A 19,942-nucleotide genomic window follows, 5' to 3' on the forward strand; every position below is an offset into this window, starting at 1 on the left:
TATGGCAGTGCGTCGCCGTCTCACGGCAAGAGCCCAAAAGTCTGCGCGTCCGCATCGACACCTATCCTTGGAGTCGGTCGGACAGCGCGGTCCGCTCTGTTTTCTTCCCGGATGTCCGGCCCGTATGCGGCGGCTGCCGCACGACCGGCCTCCGGGTTCCCTCCAGACGAGCTTCAACACTGCAAGGAGCCGCACCTGTGAGCAGTGCCGACGACCTGACCACGAGCGCCACCTCGACCAGTAGCGAGCTGCGTGCCGACATCCGCCGGCTGGGCGACCTCCTGGGCGAGACCCTCGTCCGCCAGGAGGGCCCCGAGCTGCTGGAACTCGTCGAGAAGGTCCGCCGTCTCACCCGCGAGGACGGGGAAGCCGCCGCCGAGCTGCTGCGCGGCACCGAACTGGAGACCGCCGCCAAGCTGGTGCGTGCCTTCTCCACCTACTTCCACCTGGCCAACGTCACCGAGCAGGTGCACCGAGGCCGTGAGCTGCGCGCCCGCCGGGCCGCCGAGGGCGGTCTCCTCGCCCGTACGGCCGACCGCCTCAAGGACGCCGACCCCGAGCACCTGCGCCAGACGGTCGCCAACCTGAACGTCCGCCCGGTCTTCACGGCTCACCCCACGGAGGCCGCCCGCCGCTCGGTGCTGAACAAGCTCCGCCGGATCGCCGCCCTGCTGGAGACGCCGGTCATCGAGTCGGACCGGCGCCGCTACGACACCCGTCTGGCCGAGAACATCGACCTCGTCTGGCAGACCGACGAGCTGCGGGTCGTACGCCCCGAGCCCGCCGACGAGGCCCGCAACGCCATCTACTACCTCGACGAGCTGCACGCGGGCGCCGTCGGGGACGTCCTGGAGGACCTCACCGCCGAGCTGGAGCGCGTCGGCGTCCGGCTCCCCGACGCCACCCGCCCGCTCACCTTCGGCACCTGGATCGGCGGCGACCGCGACGGCAACCCCAACGTCACCCCCCAGGTCACCTGGGACGTCCTGATCCTCCAGCACGAGCACGGCATCAACGACGCCCTGGAGCTCATCGACGAGCTGCGCGGCTTCCTGTCGAACTCCATCCGCTACACCGGCGCCACCGAGGAACTCCTGGAGTCCCTGCGCGCCGACCTGGAGCGGCTGCCGGAGATCAGCCCCCGCTACAAGCGCCTCAACTCCGAGGAGCCGTACCGCCTCAAGGCCACCTGCATCCGGCAGAAGCTGGAGAACACCAAGACGCGCCTGGCCAGGGGCATCCCGCACGAGGACGGCCGCGACTACCTCGGCACCTCCGAGCTGCTGCACGACCTCACCCTCATCCAGACCTCGCTGCGCGAGCACCGGGGCGGCCTCTTCGCGGACGGCCGGATGAACCGCACCATCCGCACCCTGTCCGCCTTCGGCCTCCAGCTCGCCACCATGGACGTCCGCGAGCACGCCGACGCCCACCACCACGCCCTCGGCCAGCTCTTCGACCGGCTCGGCGAGGAGTCCTGGCGGTACGCGGACATGCCCCGCGAGTACCGGGCCAAGCTGCTCGCCAAGGAGCTGCGGTCCCGCCGTCCCCTCGGCCCCACCCCGGCGCCCGTCGACGCGGCCGGGGAGAAGACCCTCGGTGTCTTCCAGACCGTGAAGCGGGCCCTGGAGGTCTTCGGGCCCGAGGTCATCGAGTCGTACATCATCTCGATGTGCCAGGGCGCCGACGACGTCTTCGCGGCCGCGGTGCTGGCCCGCGAGGCCGGACTGCTCGACCTGCACGCCGGCTGGGCGAAGATCGGCATCGTGCCGCTCCTGGAGACCACCGACGAGCTGAAGGCCGCCGACACCATCCTGGAGGACATGCTCTCCGACCCGTCGTACCGCAGGCTCGTGGCCCTGCGCGGCGATGTGCAGGAGGTCATGCTCGGCTATTCGGACTCCTCCAAGTTCGGAGGCATCACCACCAGCCAGTGGGAGATCCACCGGGCGCAGCGGCGGCTGCGTGACGTCGCCCACCGCTACGGCGTACGGCTGCGCCTCTTCCACGGCCGCGGCGGCACCGTCGGGCGCGGTGGCGGCCCCTCGCACGACGCGATCCTCGCCCAGCCCTGGGGCACCCTGGAGGGCGAGATCAAGGTGACCGAGCAGGGCGAGGTCATCTCCGACAAGTACCTCGTGCCGTCGCTGGCCCGGGAGAACCTGGAGCTGACGGTCGCGGCCACCCTCCAGGCCTCCGCCCTGCACACCGCCCCGCGCCAGTCCGACGAGGCGCTGGCCCGCTGGGACGCGGCGATGGACGTGGTGAGCGACGCCGCCCACGCGGCCTACCGCAAGCTCGTCGAGGACCCGGACCTGCCGACGTACTTCCTGGCGTCGACCCCGGTGGACCAGCTCGCCGACCTGCACCTCGGCTCACGGCCCTCCCGCCGCCCCGGCTCGGGCGTCTCCCTCGACGGACTGCGCGCCATCCCGTGGGTGTTCGGCTGGACCCAGTCCCGGCAGATCGTGCCCGGCTGGTTCGGCGTCGGCTCGGGTCTGAAGGCCTTGCGTGAGGCAGGCCTGGACACGGTGCTCGACGAGATGCACGAGCAGTGGCACTTCTTCCGGAACTTCATCTCCAACGTCGAGATGACGCTCGCGAAGACCGACCTGCGCGTCGCCCGCCACTACGTCGAGACCCTCGTCCCGGCCGAGCTCCAGCACGTCTTCGCCGACATCGAGGCCGAGCACGAGCTGACCGTCCGCGAGGTCCTGCGCATCACCGGTGAGGCCGAACTCCTCGACGCCACCCCGGTCCTGAAGCAGACCTTCGCCATCCGCGACGCCTACCTGGACCCGATCTCCTACCTCCAGGTGACCCTGCTCAAGCGCCAGCGTGACGCGGCGGCGGCCGGCGAGCCTGCCGACCCGCTGCTCGCCCGCGCCCTGCTGCTGACGGTCAACGGCGTGGCGGCCGGTCTGCGCAACACCGGCTGACGTCACGCGCGGTGATCTGGCCGGACGGTCAGATCACCGCGAAGGCCGCCGTGAGCAGCGCGACCCCGGCCCCGGCCAGCACCCACGCGGCCCGCGTCCTGCGCAGCCCGCCCGCCACCACCACGGAGGCGAGCAGCAGCGCCCCGCCCATCGGCACCCAGGAATACAGCACACCCGCGGGCCCGGACCGTACGACGTCGTCGGTGCCCGGCTTCACGACCACCGTGTAGGTCCGGCCCTGCCGCACCGCCACCGACTTCTCGATGACGGCCCGCTCACGCGCCTCGGAGCCGTGGGACAGCGGGGTGTACGGGCCGCTGCACTCGTCCGCCGAACAGCGCGCCACCTCGATAGTGCCGCGCTCCCGGCCCTTGGTCAGCATCACGTACTGCGCGCTGCCCCAGGACGCCCACACCCCGGCGATCAGGATCAGCACCGCGACCGTGCCCATCGCCGCCAGCCGTCCGAACCGCAGGGCGGCGGCCGAGGTCTGGCGGGAGGTGGTGGCAGGCATGGCCGGGATCATTGGCCATGGCGCTGCGCGGGGTCAACTCGGGCCCGTCCCGGTGGGCTGACAAGTCAGGAGTTGTACGTGCTTTGCGCCCGCTCCAGGCCCTCGGTCACCAGCGCCTCGACGGCGTCGGCCGCCCGGTCCACGAAGTAGTCGAGCTCCTTGCGCTCGCTCGACGAGAAGTCCTTCAGCACGAAGTCCGCGACCTGCATACGGCCCGGAGGGCGCCCGATGCCGAACCGCACCCGGTGGTAGTCCGCGCCGAACGCCTTCGTCATCGACTTCAGGCCGTTGTGGCCGTTGTCGCCGCCGCCCAGCTTCAGCCGCAGGACGCCGTAGTCGATGTCCAGCTCGTCGTGGACCGCCACGATGTTCGCGACCGGCGCCTTGTAGAAGTCCTTGAGGGCGTTCACCGGCCCGCCGGACAGGTTCATGAACGACATCGGCTTGGCCAGGATCACCCGCCGGTTGGCCGGTCCGGGCGGACCGATCCGCCCCTCGACGACCTGCGCCTGCGCCTTCCCGGCCCGCTTGAACCGGCCCCCGATCCGCTCCGCGAGCAGATCGGCGACCATGAAGCCGACGTTGTGCCGGTTGGCCGCGTACTCGGGCCCCGGGTTGCCCAGGCCCACGATCAGCCAGGGCCCGTTGGCATCGGTCGTCACGTCCGTGTCTCCTTCATGAGCGCCGGCCGCCGCCCCCGGAGGGAGCGACGGCCGACAACCGGGATTCCGGGGTGGATCAGGCCTCGGTGGCCTCGGCCTCGCCGTCCGCGGGGGCCTCCTCCGCCTGGGCGGCCAGGACCTGGAGGACGACCGCGTCCTCGTCGGTCACCAGCGTGGTGCCCTTGGGCAGCGGGATGTCCTTGGCGAGGATCGAGGCGCCGGCCTCCAGGCCCGCGATGGAGACGGTGACCGACTCCGGGATGTGCGTGGCCTCGGCCTCGACGTTCAGCGTGCTCAGCACGTGCTCGAGCAGGTAGGCGCCCGGCGCGAGCTCGCCCTCGGTGTGGACGTAGACCTCGACGTTGACCTTCTCGCCGCGCTTCACCAGGAGCAGGTCGACGTGCTCGAGGAAGCCCTTGATCGCGTCGCGCTGCACGGCCTTCGGGATCGCCAGCTGGGTCTTGCCCTCGATGTCCAGGGTCAGCAGGACGTTCGGGGTGCGCAGGGCGAGCTGGAGCTCGTGGCCCGGCAGCGTGATGTGGACCGGCTCGGCACCGTGGCCGTAGACCACGGCGGGAACCTTGCTGTCACGGCGGATGCGGCGGGCGGCGCCCTTGCCGAACTCGGTGCGGGTCTCGGCGGCGAGCTTGATGTCGGCCATGGTCACTCCTCGTAGAACAGTCGGGGAAGGTGGTCACCCGGCCAAACAATCGGCCTGCTACGAAGAGCGCGTCGATAACGGAGGCGTGGCCTCCCTCGCCGAGCAACTCAAGGAGTGTACTCGGCGGCGGAGGCCACTGAAAAATCGATCATGCAGAACCGTTTTGCGACCTACTGCTCGTCGAAGAGGCTGGTCACGGACCCGTCCTCGAAGACCTCGCGCACCGCGCTCGCGATCGTCGGGGCGATCGACAGCACCGTGATCTTGTCCAGGTCACGGCTCAGCTCACCCGGCGTCGGCAGGGTGTTCGTGAACACGAACTCGCTCACCCGGGAGTTCTTCAGCCGGTCGGCGGCGGGACCCGACAGCACACCGTGCGTGGCGGTCACGATGACGTCCTCGGCGCCGTGCGCGAACAGGGCGTCGGCCGCCGCGCAGATGGTGCCACCGGTGTCGATCATGTCGTCGACCAGCACACACACCCGGCCCTTGACCTCGCCGACCACCTCGTGGACGGTCACCTGGTTCGCCACGTCCTTGTCGCGCCGCTTGTGCACGATCGCGAGGGGCGCACCGAGCCGGTCGCACCAGCGGTCCGCGACCCGCACCCGGCCCGCGTCGGGGGACACCACCGTCAGCTTGCTCCGGTCGACCTTCGCGCCCACGTAGTCCGCCAGCAGTGGAAGCGCGAAGAGGTGGTCGACGGGGCCGTCGAAGAAGCCCTGGATCTGGTCCGTGTGCAGATCCACCGTGAGGATCCGGTCCGCACCCGCCGTCTTCATCAGATCGGCGATCAGCCGCGCCGAGATCGGCTCACGGCCACGGTGCTTCTTGTCCTGCCGCGCATAGCCGTAGAACGGCACGATCACGGTGATCGAGCGGGCCGACGCGCGCTTCAGGGCGTCGATCATGATCAACTGCTCCATGATCCACTGGTTGATCGGAGCCGTGTGGCTCTGGATCACGAAGCAGTCCGCACCGCGCGCCGACTCCTGGTAGCGGACGTAGATCTCGCCGTTCGCGAAGTCGAAGGCCTTGGTCGGAACGACCCCGACCCCCAGCTGCAGGGCGACCTCCTCGGCAAGCTCGGGGTGGGCGCGGCCGGAGAAGAACATCATCTTCTTCTCGCCGGTCGTCTTGATCCCGGTCACAGCACTGTCTCCTCAGAGGTGTCTACAGCGGGGTGTGCACTTATCACGGTACGACGACTTTGGCGCACCTGTTTCCGGTCAGTCCTCGCGCTCCTGCTGGCCAGCGGCCGCCTCGGCGGCCTTCGCCGCCGCGCTCCCCGGACGCTTGCGGGCCACCCAGCCCTCGATATTCCGCTGCTGGCCACGGGCCACGGCCAGCGAACCGGGCGGCACATCCTTGGTGATCACGGACCCCGCCGCGGTGTACGAGCCGTCCCCGACCGTGACAGGAGCCACAAACATGTTGTCCGAACCCGTACGGCAATGCGACCCGACGGTGGTGTGGTGCTTGTCCTGTCCGTCGTAGTTCACGAACACGCTCGCGGCACCGATGTTGGTGTACTCGCCGATCGTGGCGTCCCCGACATAGGAGAGGTGCGGGACCTTCGTCCCCTCGCCGATCTGCGCGTTCTTCGTCTCGACGTACGTCCCGATCTTGCCCTTCGCACCCAGCCGGGTACCGGGACGGAGATAGGCGTACGGCCCCACGGAGGCGCCGGCCCCGACATGGGCGCCGTCGGCGACGGTGTTGTCGACCCGGGCCCCGGCCTCGACGACCGTGTCCTTGAGGCGGCTGTTGGGGCCGACCTCCGCGCCCTCGCCGACATGCGTGGCGCCGTGCAGCTGCGTGCCCGGGTGCACGACGGCGTCCCGGCCGAAGGTGACGGTGACGTCGACCCACGTGGTGGCCGGGTCGATCACGGTGACCCCGGAGAGCATCGCGTCGGTCAGCAACCGGTCGTTGAGGATGCGCCGCGCCTCGGAGAGCTGCACCCGGTTGTTGATCCCGGCGATCTCACGGTGGTCCCCGGCGACGGACGCGCCCACCCGGTGCCCGGCCTCGCGGAGGATGCCGAGGACGTCCGTCAGGTACTCCTCGCCCTGGGAGTTGTCGGTGCGCACCTTGCCGAGCGCGTCGGCCAGCAGCTGCCCGTCGAAGGCGAAGACACCCGAGTTGATCTCCCGGATCGCCCGCTGCGTCGCGGAGGCGTCCTTGTGCTCGACGATCGCGGTCACGGCACCGGAGGCGCCGTCCCGCACGATCCGGCCGTACCCGGTCGCGTCCGGCACCTCGGCGGTCAGCACGGTGACCGCGTTGCCGTCCCCGGAGTGCGTGGCGGCAAGGGCGTTGAGGGTGTCGCCGGTCAGCAGGGGAGTGTCCCCGCACACCACGACGACGGTCCCGTCGACCGGGCCCCCCAGCTCCTCCAGGGCCATCCGTACGGCGTGCCCGGTGCCGTTCTGCTGCGCCTGCACCGCGGTGCGCACCCCGGCGTCCACGTCGGCGAGGTGCGCGACGACCTTCTCCCGGGCGTGCCCCACCACGACGACGAGGTTCTCGGGGTCCAACTCACGGGCCGCGGCGAGCACATGCCCTACCAGGCTGCGGCCGCACAGCTCATGCAGGACCTTGGGTGTGGCCGACTTCATACGGGTGCCCTCACCCGCTGCGAGAACGACGACGGCGGCCGGGCGAATGGCGCTCACGGGATGCCCTTCGGCTGTGGAGGGGGTGGGGTGACATCCGCAGGATACCGGGGCGTTTCGTGGGGGACATGAGAGCGGGCCCTGACAGTGCTGTCACTGTCAGGGCCCAACCGAACAATTGCTCCCGGGGGAGGACTCGAACCCCCATACTCTGAACCAAAATCAGACGTCTTGCCCTTAGACGACCCGGGATTACCGCTATGCCCGATTTTGTCGATCGGATGCGGTTGCAGCACCTACTATGCCGTACCACCAGCCTTCGATGCGACGGTACAGGTCTGCGCTCTGCCGCACGGTGACTGCGAGGCATCCCTGGTAACTGTCCCCGGTGTTCTTGCGCACGGTCTTCGGGTTGTGTCGCTTCAGGGTTGTCTTGCCGAAGGAGTGGCGGTCCGCTTCCACCAGATCCGCCCAGTAGTTCTCCGCTGCTGCGACGTCGGCCGATTCGTGGATCATCACGTGGAACCGGATGTGGGGTTTGTCCTTCGTGCCCTCGGCCCAATAGAGGCCGACCCCGACGAGGAATAACTCTCGGTCGGTCATGACGCCGATCTCCGCGCCGGCCTCGGCCTTACGTTGCTTGCGCGCCTCTTCCCGGGTGCGCAGCGTGGCTTCCCAACCTCGCCGGGCGATCGCTGCTGCTTCTTCGGATGTGCGCTTGCGTTCCGGCTTCGGCAGGTCCCTTACCCACAACGAGATCGAACTCTTGGAGCACCCCAACTCCACCTGGATCTGGTCGTACGTCCAGCCCTGGAGGCGGAGTTCTCGTGCCTTGTCTCTCAGGTCGTCCTTCGAGTTCGGTCGTTTCGTCCACTCCGGAGGGGGCTCGCCCTCCAGGAGCCGATTGAGGATGTCGTTGTTGTCGACGTGTAGTCGGTCGCGGATCTGGCGTCGGCTCAGGCCGGCCCGCCGCAAGGCGAGCGCCTGTTCCCGCAGCCCCTCGAAATCCGCGTACTTGCCAGATGGATGTGCCATGGACATACCGTCCGGACGGAATTGGATCTTCCGGGGTCGAACGGCGTGCGATTCAGTAGTTCGAGGGATGCCGGGTGGTTTCGTGGTCGGTCGGTCACGGGATGTGGTGTAGGCCAGTCGTCGAAAGTCACCGGAAATCCGGCGCGGGCCGCCCGTAGGCTGGAGGCATGACCACGACGGGGGAAGACACCGCGGCGGCCCGGCCAGGGCCGTGGTGGTGGACACGGTGGCGCAGTGCGGTACTGGACGTCGGGCTCGCTTCGGCGTCCGCGGTGGAGTGCGCGTTCGAGGGGATCCGGTTCGCGGAGGACGCCGGGATCCCGATGGCCGCGGGGATCGTGTTCGGGGTGCTCGCCGGTTCGGTGCTGGTCGTCCGGCGCAAGTGGCCGATCGCCGTCGTGCTCGTCTCGATCGCGATCACCCCGGCCCAGATGGGCTACCTCATGGGCATCGTCGGTCTGTACACCCTGGCCGCCTCCGAACTGCCCCGCCGGATCATCGGCTCGCTCGCGGGCATGTCGCTCGTCGGGATGCTGATCGTGATGTTCGTCCGGGTACGACAGGACATCTCACGCGGCGAACTGGACCTGGGCGACTGGTTCGTGCCGTTCGCGTCCATCACCACCGCGATCGGCATGACCGCCCCGCCGCTGCTGCTCGGGCTGTACGTGGGGGCCAGGCGCCGGCTCATGGAGAGCCTCAGGGAGCGGGCCGACAGCCTGGAGCGGGAGCTCCAGCTGCTCGCCGAGCGGGCCGAGGAGCGCGCGGAGTGGGCGCGGAACGAGGAGCGGACCCGGATCGCGCGGGAGATGCACGACGTCGTCGCGCACCGGGTGAGCCTGATGGTCGTGCACGCGGCCGCGCTCCAGGCGGTCGCCCGCAAGGACCCCGAGAAGGCCGTGAAGAACGCGGCCCTCGTGGGGGACATGGGGCGGCAGGCGTTGACCGAGCTGCGCGAGATGCTCGGGGTGCTGCGCAGCGGGGACGGGTTCGACCGGCGGGAGCGGGCCGCGGTGCCGCTGGTCGCGGTCGGGGTGGCCGCCGCCGCGGCTGCCTCGCGGGCCGTGGAGGAGACGGACGGGCCGTGTCTGGAGGACCTGGACACGCTGATCGGGCAGTCGGCGGCGGCCGGGATGGTCGTGGACCTGTCCGTCGAGGGGGACGCGCGCGCGTACGCCGCGGAGATCGAGCAGACCGCGTTCCGGGTGGTGCAGGAGGCGTTGACGAACGTCCACAAGCACGCGGCGGGCGCGAAGACGCACGTACGGCTGGCGCACCGGGTCTCGGAGATCGCCATGCAGGTGGAGAACGACGCCCCGCCGGAGGTCCCCTCCCTCGCCTCGGCCCGCCTGCCCTCGGGCGGCAACGGCCTGGTGGGGATGAAGGAGCGCGTCTCCGCCCTGGGCGGCGTGTTCGTGTCGGGGCCCACGGAGGCGGGGGGCTTTCGGGTGTCGGCGGTCATTCCGGCGGCTTGAAGGCGGGGAGTGGCTGCGGGCGGGGGGTGATGTCGGCTTCACGCCTCTCCGGTCTTTACGCCTCTCCGGCTTCGCGCTTTTCCGGCTTCACGCCTCTCCGGCTTTGCGCCTCTCCGACGCCCCGGCTTCTGCGCGCCGGCCGTCTGACCCGTCCCGTCAGCCCGCGGTGAGGCGGGTCGGTTCGATGCCGGAGACGAGGGCGGCGAGGGCCTGGTCGATGTCGGGGCCGAGGTACCAGTCGCCGGTGTGGTCGAGGGCGTAGACCCGGCCCTCGGTGTCGACGGCGAGGAGCGCCTGGGTGTCGGTCTCGGCGCCGAGGGGGCAGACCTCGGTGCCGAGGGCGCGGCCGAGGTCGCCGAGGGTGCGGGCCATGTGGAGGCCGTGCAGCGGGTCGAGGTGGAGGTGGGCGGGGGCGACCTGGCGGCCGGGGCCCGTGGGCGCGAGGTGCAGTCCGCCGAACTCCGCCCAGACCTCGACCGCGGCCGGGAACACGCTGTGCCGGTGACCGGCGGGTGAGGTGTGGTCGCGCAGGGTGTCGGCCCAGATCTCGGCCTGCTTTATGTCCCAGCGTCCGGGCTGCCAGCCGGCGGCGCGCAGGGCGGCGTCGACGGGGACGGGGAATCGGGTGCTGTTGGTGCGGTCGGGGTGCATCTGCCCTTCGCGTTCGTCGAGGTCATGGGGCGGCGGCACGGTGGCCGTCGGGGAGTTGCCCGGTGCTGCGGGGGGTGGGGGTGGAGGGGGCTCAGCCGTCCTCGGTCGCCGGATCGACGACGCGTACGCCGAAGTGGGCGCTGAGCGCGGTGCAGGCGCGGCAGGGAGCGGCGAAGCTGCCGTGCAGCGGGTCGCCGTCCTCCCGGATGCGGCGGGCGGTGAGTTTGGCCTGCTTGAGGGCGCGGCGGGCCTCGCCGTTGGTCATGGGCTTGCGCGCGGCGCGTTTGCTGCGGGCGGCGTCGGCGGCGGCGATGTGCCGGGATATGAGCATGGTCTCGGCGCAGCGGCCGGTGAAGCGGTCGCGTCGGTCGCTGCCGAGGGTGTCGAGGAAGTCCTGGACGAGCGGGTGCAGTTGCGGTGCCTCGTCGCCGCGGGCGGCGGTCGAGGTGAGCGTGGCGCCGCGGACGGAGAGCGCGGCGGCGACGGTGGGCAGTATGCCGTCGCGGCGGTGCTGGAGGGCGGGCACGTGAGGTCTCTCGGCGCTGCTCCAGCCGATGCGGGGATCGCCGCCGAGACCCGTGTGCGGGTGGCCGTTCGCGCCGGTGCCGGCGCCGTTGTGCGGCCCTGAGTGCGGTCCCGTCCGCGTCGTGTTCATGATCGTCATCCCCTCCCGTGCATCCCCCCGGACGTCACAGACTGCCAAATGGCGTGGCTGGTGCGGAAGCTGGGGCGGTGCGACACGCCCGGGTCCGGGCGGGCCGTCACAGCGGGGTGACGGCTGGTCACGGAAGCGGACGGGGGCTGACCGGTGCCCGGTGACCGGTGTCGTCGTACCGCATAGGCTGTCGGCACCGCGATCCAGGCGGCGGCCGCGATGCGCGCGGTTGACGCGTGGAGACGGACGAGACAGTCGATACGGTGCGTGACGGCCCCGCCCTGTGCGGGGGCCCGCCGCGGGCCGTACCAGAGCGCCGCAGGGGGCTTCAGCGATGACGACAGGTCGGCTCGGGCAGAAAGCCGCGCCGCCGAACGCGGCCTATGCCGGGCAGGTCGTGCATTTCCCGGATCCGGTCCGGGCCGCGCGTCATCCCAGAGGGGTGCGGGTGGACGAGCGCGGCTACCCCGACTTCTCGCCCTACGCGCGCGCCGCCGCCGAGATCGCCGAGCCGCCGGAGGGCTTCGGGGTCGACGAACTGCGGCTGACGGACTACGTGTCGGCCAACGCGGCCCTGTCGGCGACCGGCCACGACCTGTGGGACACGGTGCCGCCGGTGGCGACACCGCACGGCTGGACCTGGCACCACGTGGTGGGCTCGCGCCGTCTCGAACTGGTCCCCGTCGAGGTCAAGGCGCTGCTGCGGCACCACGGCGGGATCGCGACGACGCGCGTCGACCAGAACAAGCGCGGCACGCGGCCGCTCCAGGAGACCCGCCCGGCGCACTTCGGACTGCCGAAGTCGTCGGTGGCGGTCACCGAGTCGCAGGTGCAGGGGGTCGAGGAGGACCTCGGCTACCGGCTGCCGGGCGCCTACCGGTCGTTCCTGAAGGCGGCGGGCGGGTCCGCGCCGGTGGGGGCGGCGCTGGACGCGGAGCTGGGGCTGCTGGTGGACCAGCCGTTCTTCACCGTGCGGGACGAGGCCGCCGTCAACGACCTCGTCTACGCCAACAAATGCCTGCGCGACCACCTCACCAAGGACTATCTCGGCGTCGGCTTCGTCCAGGGCGGACTGCTGGCGGTGAAGGTGAAGGGCGAGGAGATCGGTTCGGTGTGGTTCTGCGCCTACGACGACGCCCGCGACGTCGATCCGACGGTGCCGCCCGCCGACCGGGTGCGGCGGCTGCTGCTGCCCTGCGGCGCCGACTTCGACGTGTTCCTGTCCCGACTGGCCGGTAATCCACCGGAGTTGGAGACGGTGGCGAACCTGATGGTGGACGGCGGGTTCGCGCGGTCCGTGCCGGTGGCTGGGGAGTGAACTGACCGATGGTGACCTTCGCGCAGGCGCAGGAGCGCGCGGAAGAGTGGATCAACGGGGACGTTCCGTCGTACCAGCACCGTGAGGTGCGGGTACGGGAGTTCGACCTCGGGTTCGTGGTGTGGGCCGAGGACCGCGCGGACGGACCGCGCGGCGACGGCGGCGCACAGCGGCTGGTGATCGCCCGGGACAGCGGGGAGGCCACGCTGTGGCCCTCGCTGCCGGTGGGCGAGGTGATCCGCCGCTACGAGGAGGAGTACGGACGGGACCCGGGCCCGGAGGACGCGGCGCCGGCGCCGGCGGCTCGGGTGGACCTGAACCAGACGTCGTTTCTGCTGACTCCTCCGGAGTGGTTGCAGGACGCTGCGGACAAGTTGGGGATCGGGGAGGGGCGGGGGGAGTCCGACGGCGGCTCCTCCGGCTCTGGGTCCGGCTCGGGTTCTGGGTCGGGTTCTGGGTCCGGCTCTGGTTCTGGCTCCGGTGGGGATGGTGCGGGTTCCGCTGCGCGGCCGTGGACCGGGACCGATACCAACGGGGGTGAGGACCTGTCCGTGGCGTTGCCGGACACGGTGTTCTCGGCGCCGGTGAACGGGGTTGAGGATGCGGTGCCGTCGTCGTCGCCGTCTCCGTCGTCGTCTGCGCCGGATGGGGCAGGGGCCGGTGGTTCGGCGTACGGCTATCCGCAGACGGTGGGTGGGCCTGGGGTGGGGGCTCCGCCTCCGCCGCCTTCGGATGCGTACGGGTACCCGCAGGGGCCCGGTGGTTCCGGTGGTCCCGGTGGTCCGGAGACGCCTGTGCCGGGTGTGCCGTCCTACGGCTATCCGCAGGCTCCGGCGCCCGCGCCGAGTGCCGGGGACATCGCCGATCTCGCCACCAGCAAGTTGGCGCCTCCGGGGCCGGGGCCGGGGCGTGGTGCGCAGGGCGGGGGCTCGACTCCGCCGCCTGCGCCTGGTGGGCCCGGGGTGCCTGGTGCGCCCGGTGGGCAGTCGGGGAGCACGACTCCTCCGCCGCCGCCCGTTCCGGGGGGTGGGTACGTGCCGACCCAGTTCGTGTCGGCACCGGGGGTCGAGGGGCCCTCGGGCTCTGGCGCACCGGCGGTTCCGGGGGTCGGGGCTCCGCCTCCGCCTCCGCCGCCGGGTGGGCAGGGGTTCCCCGGCGGTCCGGGGGGACCGGTGTTCCCGGGTGCGCCGGGTGCGCCCGGTGGTCCGGCGTTCCCTGGTGCTCCACAGGGGCCGAGCGCGGCGGGTGGGCCCGCGTTTCCCGGTGCGCCGAATACGAGTGGTGGCCCGGCATCCCCCGGCGCCCCGCACGCGTCCGGTGGTCCGGAGCTTTCCGGTGCTCCGCAGGGGCCGCACGCGCCCGGCGGACCGGCGTTCCCCGGCGCTCCGGCGGCGCCGAATGCGACAGGTAGCCCTGCGTTCCCCGGCACACCAAATACGAGCGGCGGACCGGCATCCCCCGGCGCCCCGCACGCGCCCGGCGGACCGGCGTTCCCCGGTGCCCCAGCGGCACCGAGCACGACCGGTGGCCCCGCGTTCCCCAGTGCCCCTGGTACCCCGGGCGCGTCTGGCGCACAGGGATTCCCCGGCGCAACGGGCACTCAGGGCAATCCGGGTGCCCCTGGTACTCCGGGTCCGCCCCCGCCGCCCGGAACTCCGGGCACCCCCGGTCCGCCCCCGCCCCCCGGCACCCCCGGCGCCGCACACGTTCCCGGCACCCCGGGAACGCAGGGTCCCCCCGGTGCCCCGCACCCTCCCGGCGCCCCCGGCTTCCCCGGCGGCGGTACGCACGGCGCCGTGCACCACGCGGAGACCGTGCTGTCCACGCCTCCGCCCGCCCCACCCGGAGCCCCCACGCCTCCGCCCGCCGCCCCCGGAGCCCCCACGGCACCACCCGCCGCACCTGGAGCCCCGGGCGCCCCCGGCATGCCCCCAGGCGCCCCCCAGCCCATGCCCCCCGGCGCGACACCACCCCCGCCTCCAGGCGCCGTAGCACCCCCTGGTGTCGTACCGACGAACCCTCCCGGCCCCATGGCACCCCCACCAGGCCCCGTCCCTCCCTCCGCGCAGCCCCCGGCGTACGGCTATCCGCAGCAGTCTCAGCCGACCGTCGGGCCCGGTTATCAGGCCGTTCTCCGGTACCGGTTGCAGGACGGGTCGGAGCAGCAGTTGATCCGGCGTTCCGCGCCCGGTACTCCGCACCCGGAGTGGCAGATCTTCCATGAGCTGCGCGGTATGAACGTGCCGCCGGACCAGGTGCTGGAGCTGCACACCGAGTTGGAGTCGTGCGAGCTGCCGGGGGCGTACTGCGCGCGGATGATCCGGGAGCAGTGGCCGCAGGCGCGGATCACGAGCATCGCGCCCTACGGCACGGACCACGCGAGCCGGCAGCAGGGCATGCGGCAACTGCTCGTTCACCAGGGCGAGTTGCACCAGGTGGCCGACGGTCCCGCCCGCCCGGCACCGGTACGCGCGCCCCTGCCCCCCGTGCAGGCCGCGCCGCCGATCCCGCCGGAGGGCGTGGCGCAGGAGCTGGCGTCGGCGTTCGGGCCGGGGGTGTTCCGGTTCGAGCAGGCCGCCGTGTCCCGCCAGGGCGTGCCGCCGGTTGTGGCGCACTCGCTGGTGGTGGCGGGGCTGCCGCTGGACATGGGCCCGTTCTTCTGGGCGCAGGCCCAGCCGGGGCGGCCGGTGCCGACGCTGGCGGAACTGGCCACCGAGCGCGCGGTGCAGCCGGCGTCGGACGCGGGGTCGTACCTCGTCATGGGCAGCGACTTCGGCAAGGCGCTGTGTGTGCAGTACGGGACGGCGAACATCGTCGCCGTACCCGTGGAGGCGGGGCCGGGCGGGGCGCCCGTACCGCCGCAGTTCGTGAACACGGGGCTGCCGGAGTTCCAGCGCTGTCTGGCGCTGCTCGGCCGGATGTGGCGGCTGCGGTTCGGGCTGAACCAGGAGCAGGCGGGCCGCTGGACCGTCGACTTCCAGGCCCAGCTGGCCTCGCTCGACCCGGCGGCACTGGGCTCGCCGGAGAGCTGGTGGTCGGTGCTGCTGGAGGAGATGTGGGACGGGCTGCTGTGACGCCCCGCCGCCGCTGACCCACGCGCGCGTGGAGGGCCGGACCCGGTCGCCGACCGGGGCCGGCCCTCTGCTGTGCGGGCTCATCGCGGGTGACGACCGTGACCTGTACACGGAGTGTCGCGTTATGAACATTTCCGTCCGATACATCAAGATGTGCGCGAAATCATCATTTCGGGTCCGTTCGTGTCGTTTCGGCGGAGAGGGTTTCCAGGATGAGCAGCGCACCGGTGTCGCCCCAGGGGTTCGTGGCCGTACGGGGGCGTGGGTACCGTCCCGAACAGGTCGACGCGTTCGCCGCCGCCCTGTCCCGCGACCGCGACGCCGCGTGGGAACGCGCCGCCCGGCTCACCGTGCTCGCCAGGGACATGGAGGCGGAGGCGGTCCGGCTGCGCGAGGTCGTGGCCGCGCTGGCCCCGCAGACGTACGAGACGCTCGGCGAACGCGCCCGCCGGCTCTTCGAGTTGGGCCAGGAGGAGGCCACGGCCGTCGGCGAGGGCGCCCGGCAGGCGGCGCGGACCCTCGCGGAGGAGGCGGGGGCCCACGCGGACGGCGTACGGGACGCCGCGCGGGCGCACGCCGACACCGTGCGCTCCGACGCCGAGGAGCGCGCCCGTCACCGGCTGCTCGCGGCCCGGTCCGAGGCCGACGAACTCCGCGTCGCCGCCCGGCGCGAGGTGAAGGAGGGGCGCGGTGAGGCGCTCGACGCCCTGCGCGACGTACGCCGGCGCACCATCGCGACACTCGCCGAACAGGCCAAGGAGCACGCGGAGCGCTGGGCCGAGGTCGAGCGCGCGCAGGAGCGGCGCGCCGCCGAGGCGGACGCCCTGACCGCCGAACGAGTGGCCCGCGCGGAAGCGGCCCTCTCCGACGCGAAACGCGACTTCGCCGAGGCTGAGGCATCGGTGGTCCGCCGCGACGAGGAGGCACACGCGCGTGCGGGCGAGATCCTCGCGGAGGCGCGGGCCCGCGAGGAGCGGATCGCGAGGGAGACGGAGCGGGTGCTCAGGGAGCACGGGGAGCGCTGGGACGAGGTGCAGGCCCAGATGGACCACGTACGGAGCAGCCTGACGGCGTTGACGGGGCGGGCGGCCCCGCTGGAGTGACGGCCGACCGCGCCCCCCTGCACCTCAGCCCCTGCGGACCGCTCCCGCCAGGATCCACCCCTCCACGGCCTCGTACTGCCGCCGCTGTTCCTCCGCCTTGCGGCGTCCGGACACCACCGTCCCGAGCCACCCGAACAGGAACCCTGCCGGGACGGACACCAGTCCCGTCGTGGTGAACGGCAGCCAGTTGAAGTCGGCTTCGGGGAAGGCCGACGCGGGTGAGCCCGAGACGAGGTTCGTCCCCGGCATCAGCGCCAGCACGGTGACCGTCCCGCCGATCAGCGTGCACAGCAGCCCCGTCCGTGTGTACCGCCGCCAGAAGAGGCCGTACACCAGCGCCGGTGCCAGGGCGGACGCGCCGACGCAGAACGACAGGATCACCAGCGGTTGCAGGCTGCGGTGCTGGAACAGCGCGGCGAGCAGGATCGTCGGGACCCCGACGGCCAGCGCGGACAGCCGGGCCAGCAGGATCTCCCGGCGCGGTGGCATCGACGGGGTCCGCGCCGCGAACACGTCGTGGGCGAGGGAGTTGGCGCAGGCGAGGATCATGCCGGCGACGGAGGCGAGCAGGGTGAGGAAGATCGCCGTGGTGACGGTGGTGAAGAGGAACGTCTCCGCGGTGGAGACGTCCGCCCCGAACGCCGCCCGGGAGCCCAGCAGATAGGCCGTGTTGCCCTGTGGATCGGCCTGGGCGATCGCGGCCCGCCCGACCAGCGCCGTGGCCCCGACCCCGACGACCGTGATGACGAGCACGAACAGCACCACCGCCGACACCGCCCAGGACATCGAGCGCCGTACCTGGCGTGCGCTGGAGGCGGTGTACATGCGCATGGTGACGTGCGGCAGACACGCCCCGCCGATGACGACGGCGAGCTGTGAGCTGATCATGTCGAGGCGCGGGTACGGCCCGCCCGAGAACTCCAGCCCCGACCGCAGGAAGTCCGGCCCCACCCCGCTGCCCGCGGCCGCCGCGTCGAAGAGCGCGCCGGGGTCCCAGGCGAACCGTTTCAGCACCAGTACGGCGACCACGGCGCCCGAGCCGAGCAGCACGACCATCTTCAGGATCTGGATGAGGGCGGTGCCCTTCATGCCGCCGATGGCCGCGTAGCTGATCATCAGGACGCCGAGCCCGATGATGAAGCCCGTCTTCAGCGAGTCGCCGGAGAACCCCAGGACGAACGCAAGCAGTTGGCCGGCCCCCGCGAGTTGCACCAGCATCAGCGGCAGCAGCGCGGCGAGGGTGACCAGGCACGCGGCGATCCGCACCGGGCGCCCGGGCATCCGGCGGGCCAGTGCGTCGCCCATGGTGAACCGGCCCGCGTTGCGCAGGGGTTCGGCCAGCAGGAACATCAGCAGCATCAGCGACAGCGCCGTGCTCAGGGCGAGGACGACGCCGTCGTAGCCGTAGAGCGCGATGACCCCGCCGGTGCCGAGGACGGTCGCGGCGGAGATGTAGTCGCCGGCGATCGCGAGCCCGTTGCGCACGGGGGACAGGGAGCTGTAGCCGGTGTAGAACTCGTCGAGGTCGTCGCCGTCCGGGCCGGTCATCACGCACAGCAGCAGCGTCACGGTGGCGACGGCGGAGAACGCCACCAGGGACATCGCCTGCGCGGAGTCGCTGAAGCCGGTCATCGTGCGGCCGCCCCGCGCCGTGCGTCCACCTCGGACTGCTTGCGGATGCGGTCCGCGAGCGGATCGACGTAGTGGCGTGCGGTGTGCTCGTACAAGGCCACCGCCAGCCAGGTGACGGGCAGTTGGAGCAGCGCCAGCAGCAGCCCGGTGGGCAGTCCGCCGCCGACGCTGCCCGACATGAAGGACGGCGCGTAGGCGGACAGCACCAGGAACAGCGTGAAGTACCCGAGCGCGGTGAGCGTGGCGGTCCGCCGCTGCCAGCGATAGGCGCCGCGCAGGATCCGCAGATCGCTGTGGTGCCCGATCGGATCGCGGTGCCGCGCGCGCCGGGGAGCCGGTTCGGGCGGCGGGGCGGGCGGTTGCCAGGGGTAGGTGGGGTACGGCTGCGACGGGCGCTCGTGGGACATCCCGGTGCTCCTTGGGTGAGCGGAGCCCCGCACGTTACTCGCCGGTTCGACGTTGCACATCCCTTTCGCCAAACTGATCGGTCGGTATGCGCTTACTTCTCTGACCTGCGGTGTTACCCCCGTTAACTCAGACTTTTGGCCTCACCGGAAGGCCGGATCCGTCGGCATCGTCAAACAGGGCGCTCCGCAGGCGCCGTTGAGCCATCATGTATTCACTCTCTGTGGTGCGCGGGAAGCAAGGGGGAGGCCACATGAGTGAGGCGTCGTCGCCTGTGCGGGTGTTCATCTCGTACGCCCATGACGATCAGAAGCACATGGACCGGGTCCGGGAATTCTGGGTTTTCCTTCGTTCCTGCGGGATCGACGCGGAATTGGATCTGCCCGCCGACGAACGCCGTCAGGACTGGTCCCTGTGGATGCTGCGGGGAATCCGGGACAGCCGTTTCGCGCTGGTGGTCGCTTCGCCGCAGTACAAACGACGTGCGGACGGCGATGCGGAGGCGGGTGAGGGTATGGGGGTGCAGTGGGAGACCGGGCTGCTGCGAAGACTCGTCTACGAGGACCCGGCCAGGGCTCTCGACCGGATCGTCCCCGTGGTCCTGCCCGACGGTTCGGCGACCGACCTGCCCGCCTGGCTGGGTGGCGCAACCACCACCTACTACCGGGTCGAGGACTTCACCGTTCCCGGCGCGGAGCGACTGCTGCGGCTGCTGACCGGACAGCCGTTCGAGACCGTGCCGGAGTTGGGTCCCGTGCCCACACTCGCAGCGCGCGACGAAGTCGCGCGGCAGCCCCTGAAGTTGCCCGACCCGGTGACGGAGCCCGCTCAGGTCCCGGCTCCGCGGCCGCCCCGAGCCACCTTCAGGTTCCCCGACCAGGGGGCCCTCGTCGACGCCCTCCTGGCCTGCAGGGACATCCACATGCTGGCCGTCCGCAACGAACTGGTGCTGCTGATGGGGGAGCACCTCGGCCTGGGCCATGCGTTCCCCGCCCCCGAAAGCCCGGACACCCGCACGCATCTGCGGTCCCTGGTCCGCTCCGTCAGCCGCACCCCGACCCGTGACGCGGCCCTGAAAGCCTTGTTCGTAGCCCTGGAAGAGATCGCCCCGGACGACGTGGGCACGGCGGGCGTGCGGGCGGTGCTGACCGCCGCCGGGCTGGACCTCGGGGAGGAGTGAAGTGGGCCGCCGACGCCCGT

Annotated in this window: 16 protein-coding genes and 1 tRNA gene; 6 read left to right on the forward strand and 11 right to left on the reverse strand. The window is 71.7% G+C overall.

Annotated features, from left to right (window positions below):
* Positions 1 to 197: 197 nt before the first annotated feature.
* Positions 198 to 2,939, forward strand: a complete 2,742-nt coding sequence (ppc, locus tag G3I78_RS29680; protein WP_164430053.1) for a phosphoenolpyruvate carboxylase — start codon at positions 198 to 200, stop codon at positions 2,937 to 2,939.
* 28 nt (positions 2,940 to 2,967) lie between these two features.
* Here ppc and G3I78_RS29685 read toward each other — a convergent pair whose 3' ends face one another.
* From G3I78_RS29685 to G3I78_RS29715, 7 genes are all read right to left on the reverse strand, one after another.
* Positions 2,968 to 3,465 carry a hypothetical protein gene (locus G3I78_RS29685; RefSeq protein WP_164430055.1) on the reverse strand — a complete coding sequence of 166 codons (498 nt, stop codon included), beginning with the start codon at positions 3,463 to 3,465 and terminating at the stop codon, positions 2,968 to 2,970.
* Positions 3,466 to 3,518: 53 nt separating this feature from the next.
* Positions 3,519 to 4,115: an aminoacyl-tRNA hydrolase gene (pth, locus tag G3I78_RS29690; protein ID WP_164430057.1), complete on the reverse strand. Its 597-nt coding sequence runs from the start codon at positions 4,113 to 4,115 to the stop codon at positions 3,519 to 3,521.
* A gap of 76 nt (positions 4,116 to 4,191) precedes the next feature.
* Complete coding sequence (locus G3I78_RS29695) at positions 4,192 to 4,776, reverse strand: 50S ribosomal protein L25/general stress protein Ctc (protein ID WP_164430059.1); 585 nt, start codon at positions 4,774 to 4,776, stop codon at positions 4,192 to 4,194.
* Between the two features lie 170 nt (positions 4,777 to 4,946).
* Positions 4,947 to 5,927: a ribose-phosphate diphosphokinase gene (locus G3I78_RS29700; RefSeq protein ID WP_164430061.1), complete on the reverse strand. Its 981-nt coding sequence runs from the start codon at positions 5,925 to 5,927 to the stop codon at positions 4,947 to 4,949.
* Positions 5,928 to 6,005: 78 nt separating this feature from the next.
* On the reverse strand, positions 6,006 to 7,454 hold the full coding sequence (gene glmU, locus G3I78_RS29705) for a bifunctional UDP-N-acetylglucosamine diphosphorylase/glucosamine-1-phosphate N-acetyltransferase GlmU (protein ID WP_164430063.1): 1,449 nt from the start codon (positions 7,452 to 7,454) through the stop codon (positions 6,006 to 6,008).
* Positions 7,455 to 7,575: 121 nt separating this feature from the next.
* A tRNA-Gln gene (locus tag G3I78_RS29710) sits at positions 7,576 to 7,646 on the reverse strand.
* Positions 7,647 to 7,652: 6 nt separating this feature from the next.
* On the reverse strand, positions 7,653 to 8,429 hold the full coding sequence (locus G3I78_RS29715; protein ID WP_164430065.1) for a hypothetical protein: 777 nt from the start codon (positions 8,427 to 8,429) through the stop codon (positions 7,653 to 7,655).
* 167 nt (positions 8,430 to 8,596) lie between these two features.
* On the opposite strand from G3I78_RS29715, the gene G3I78_RS29720 reads away from it, so the two are divergent.
* Positions 8,597 to 9,904, forward strand: coding sequence for a histidine kinase (locus tag G3I78_RS29720; RefSeq protein WP_164430067.1), 1,308 nt, complete (start codon positions 8,597 to 8,599; stop codon positions 9,902 to 9,904).
* Between the two features lie 156 nt (positions 9,905 to 10,060).
* Here the strand turns inward: G3I78_RS29720 and G3I78_RS29725 are convergent, their stop codons facing one another.
* Together G3I78_RS29725 and G3I78_RS29730 are read right to left on the reverse strand one after the other, a co-directional pair.
* Complete coding sequence (locus G3I78_RS29725) at positions 10,061 to 10,555, reverse strand: SUKH-3 domain-containing protein (protein WP_164430341.1); 495 nt, start codon at positions 10,553 to 10,555, stop codon at positions 10,061 to 10,063.
* A 91-nt stretch (positions 10,556 to 10,646) separates the two neighbouring features.
* Positions 10,647 to 11,219, reverse strand: a complete 573-nt coding sequence (locus G3I78_RS29730; RefSeq protein ID WP_164430069.1) for a YwqJ-related putative deaminase — start codon at positions 11,217 to 11,219, stop codon at positions 10,647 to 10,649.
* A 325-nt stretch (positions 11,220 to 11,544) separates the two neighbouring features.
* Between G3I78_RS29730 and G3I78_RS29735 the strand changes: the two genes are divergently transcribed.
* The 3 genes from G3I78_RS29735 (at position 11,545) to G3I78_RS29745 (ending at position 16,705) form a co-directional block, all read left to right on the forward strand.
* Positions 11,545 to 12,528 carry an SMI1/KNR4 family protein gene (locus G3I78_RS29735; RefSeq protein WP_164430071.1) on the forward strand — a complete coding sequence of 328 codons (984 nt, stop codon included), beginning with the start codon at positions 11,545 to 11,547 and terminating at the stop codon, positions 12,526 to 12,528.
* Between the two features lie 8 nt (positions 12,529 to 12,536).
* The gene (locus G3I78_RS29740; RefSeq protein WP_164430072.1) at positions 12,537 to 15,602 is read left to right on the forward strand and encodes an SUKH-4 family immunity protein; all 3,066 of its coding nucleotides are present in this window, start codon (positions 12,537 to 12,539) and stop codon (positions 15,600 to 15,602) included.
* 212 nt (positions 15,603 to 15,814) lie between these two features.
* The gene (locus tag G3I78_RS29745; protein ID WP_164430074.1) at positions 15,815 to 16,705 is read left to right on the forward strand and encodes a cellulose-binding protein; all 891 of its coding nucleotides are present in this window, start codon (positions 15,815 to 15,817) and stop codon (positions 16,703 to 16,705) included.
* A 24-nt stretch (positions 16,706 to 16,729) separates the two neighbouring features.
* On the opposite strand, the gene G3I78_RS29750 is transcribed toward G3I78_RS29745, so the two are convergent.
* Together G3I78_RS29750 and G3I78_RS29755 are read right to left on the reverse strand one after the other, a co-directional pair.
* A complete protein-coding gene (locus G3I78_RS29750; protein ID WP_164430076.1) occupies positions 16,730 to 18,337 on the reverse strand; it encodes a cation acetate symporter in 1,608 nt (535 codons plus the stop codon).
* Positions 18,334 to 18,744, reverse strand: a complete 411-nt coding sequence (locus G3I78_RS29755) for a DUF485 domain-containing protein (protein WP_164430078.1) — start codon at positions 18,742 to 18,744, stop codon at positions 18,334 to 18,336. Before G3I78_RS29755 ends, G3I78_RS29750 begins: the two co-directional genes overlap by 4 nt.
* A gap of 251 nt (positions 18,745 to 18,995) precedes the next feature.
* Between G3I78_RS29755 and G3I78_RS29760 the strand changes: the two genes are divergently transcribed.
* The gene (locus G3I78_RS29760) at positions 18,996 to 19,922 is read left to right on the forward strand and encodes an SEFIR domain-containing protein (protein WP_164430080.1); all 927 of its coding nucleotides are present in this window, start codon (positions 18,996 to 18,998) and stop codon (positions 19,920 to 19,922) included.
* Positions 19,923 to 19,942 lie beyond the last annotated feature (20 nt).

The organism is Streptomyces sp. SID13726 (assembly GCF_010548375.1).
In the GTDB taxonomy this organism is placed as follows: Bacteria; Actinomycetota; Actinomycetes; order Streptomycetales; family Streptomycetaceae; genus Streptomyces.

Bases quoted from the DNA above. Each gene is read 5' to 3' on its own strand.
- G3I78_RS29685 (WP_164430055.1), bottom strand. From the start codon at position 3,465: ATGATCCCGGCCATGCCTGCCACCACCTCCCGCCAGACCTCGGCCGCC.
- G3I78_RS29695 (WP_164430059.1), bottom strand. From the start codon at position 4,776: ATGGCCGACATCAAGCTCGCCGCCGAGACCCGCACCGAGTTCGGCAAG.
- G3I78_RS29715 (WP_164430065.1), bottom strand. From the start codon at position 8,429: ATGGCACATCCATCTGGCAAGTACGCGGATTTCGAGGGGCTGCGGGAA.
- G3I78_RS29720 (WP_164430067.1), top strand. From the start codon at position 8,597: ATGACCACGACGGGGGAAGACACCGCGGCGGCCCGGCCAGGGCCGTGG.
- G3I78_RS29725 (WP_164430341.1), bottom strand. From the start codon at position 10,555: ATGCACCCCGACCGCACCAACAGCACCCGATTCCCCGTCCCCGTCGAC.
- G3I78_RS29730 (WP_164430069.1), bottom strand. From the start codon at position 11,219: ATGACGATCATGAACACGACGCGGACGGGACCGCACTCAGGGCCGCAC.
- G3I78_RS29735 (WP_164430071.1), top strand. From the start codon at position 11,545: ATGACGACAGGTCGGCTCGGGCAGAAAGCCGCGCCGCCGAACGCGGCC.
- G3I78_RS29740 (WP_164430072.1), top strand. From the start codon at position 12,537: ATGGTGACCTTCGCGCAGGCGCAGGAGCGCGCGGAAGAGTGGATCAAC.
- G3I78_RS29745 (WP_164430074.1), top strand. From the start codon at position 15,815: ATGAGCAGCGCACCGGTGTCGCCCCAGGGGTTCGTGGCCGTACGGGGG.
- G3I78_RS29750 (WP_164430076.1), bottom strand. From the start codon at position 18,337: ATGACCGGCTTCAGCGACTCCGCGCAGGCGATGTCCCTGGTGGCGTTC.
- G3I78_RS29755 (WP_164430078.1), bottom strand. From the start codon at position 18,744: ATGTCCCACGAGCGCCCGTCGCAGCCGTACCCCACCTACCCCTGGCAA.
- G3I78_RS29760 (WP_164430080.1), top strand. From the start codon at position 18,996: ATGAGTGAGGCGTCGTCGCCTGTGCGGGTGTTCATCTCGTACGCCCAT.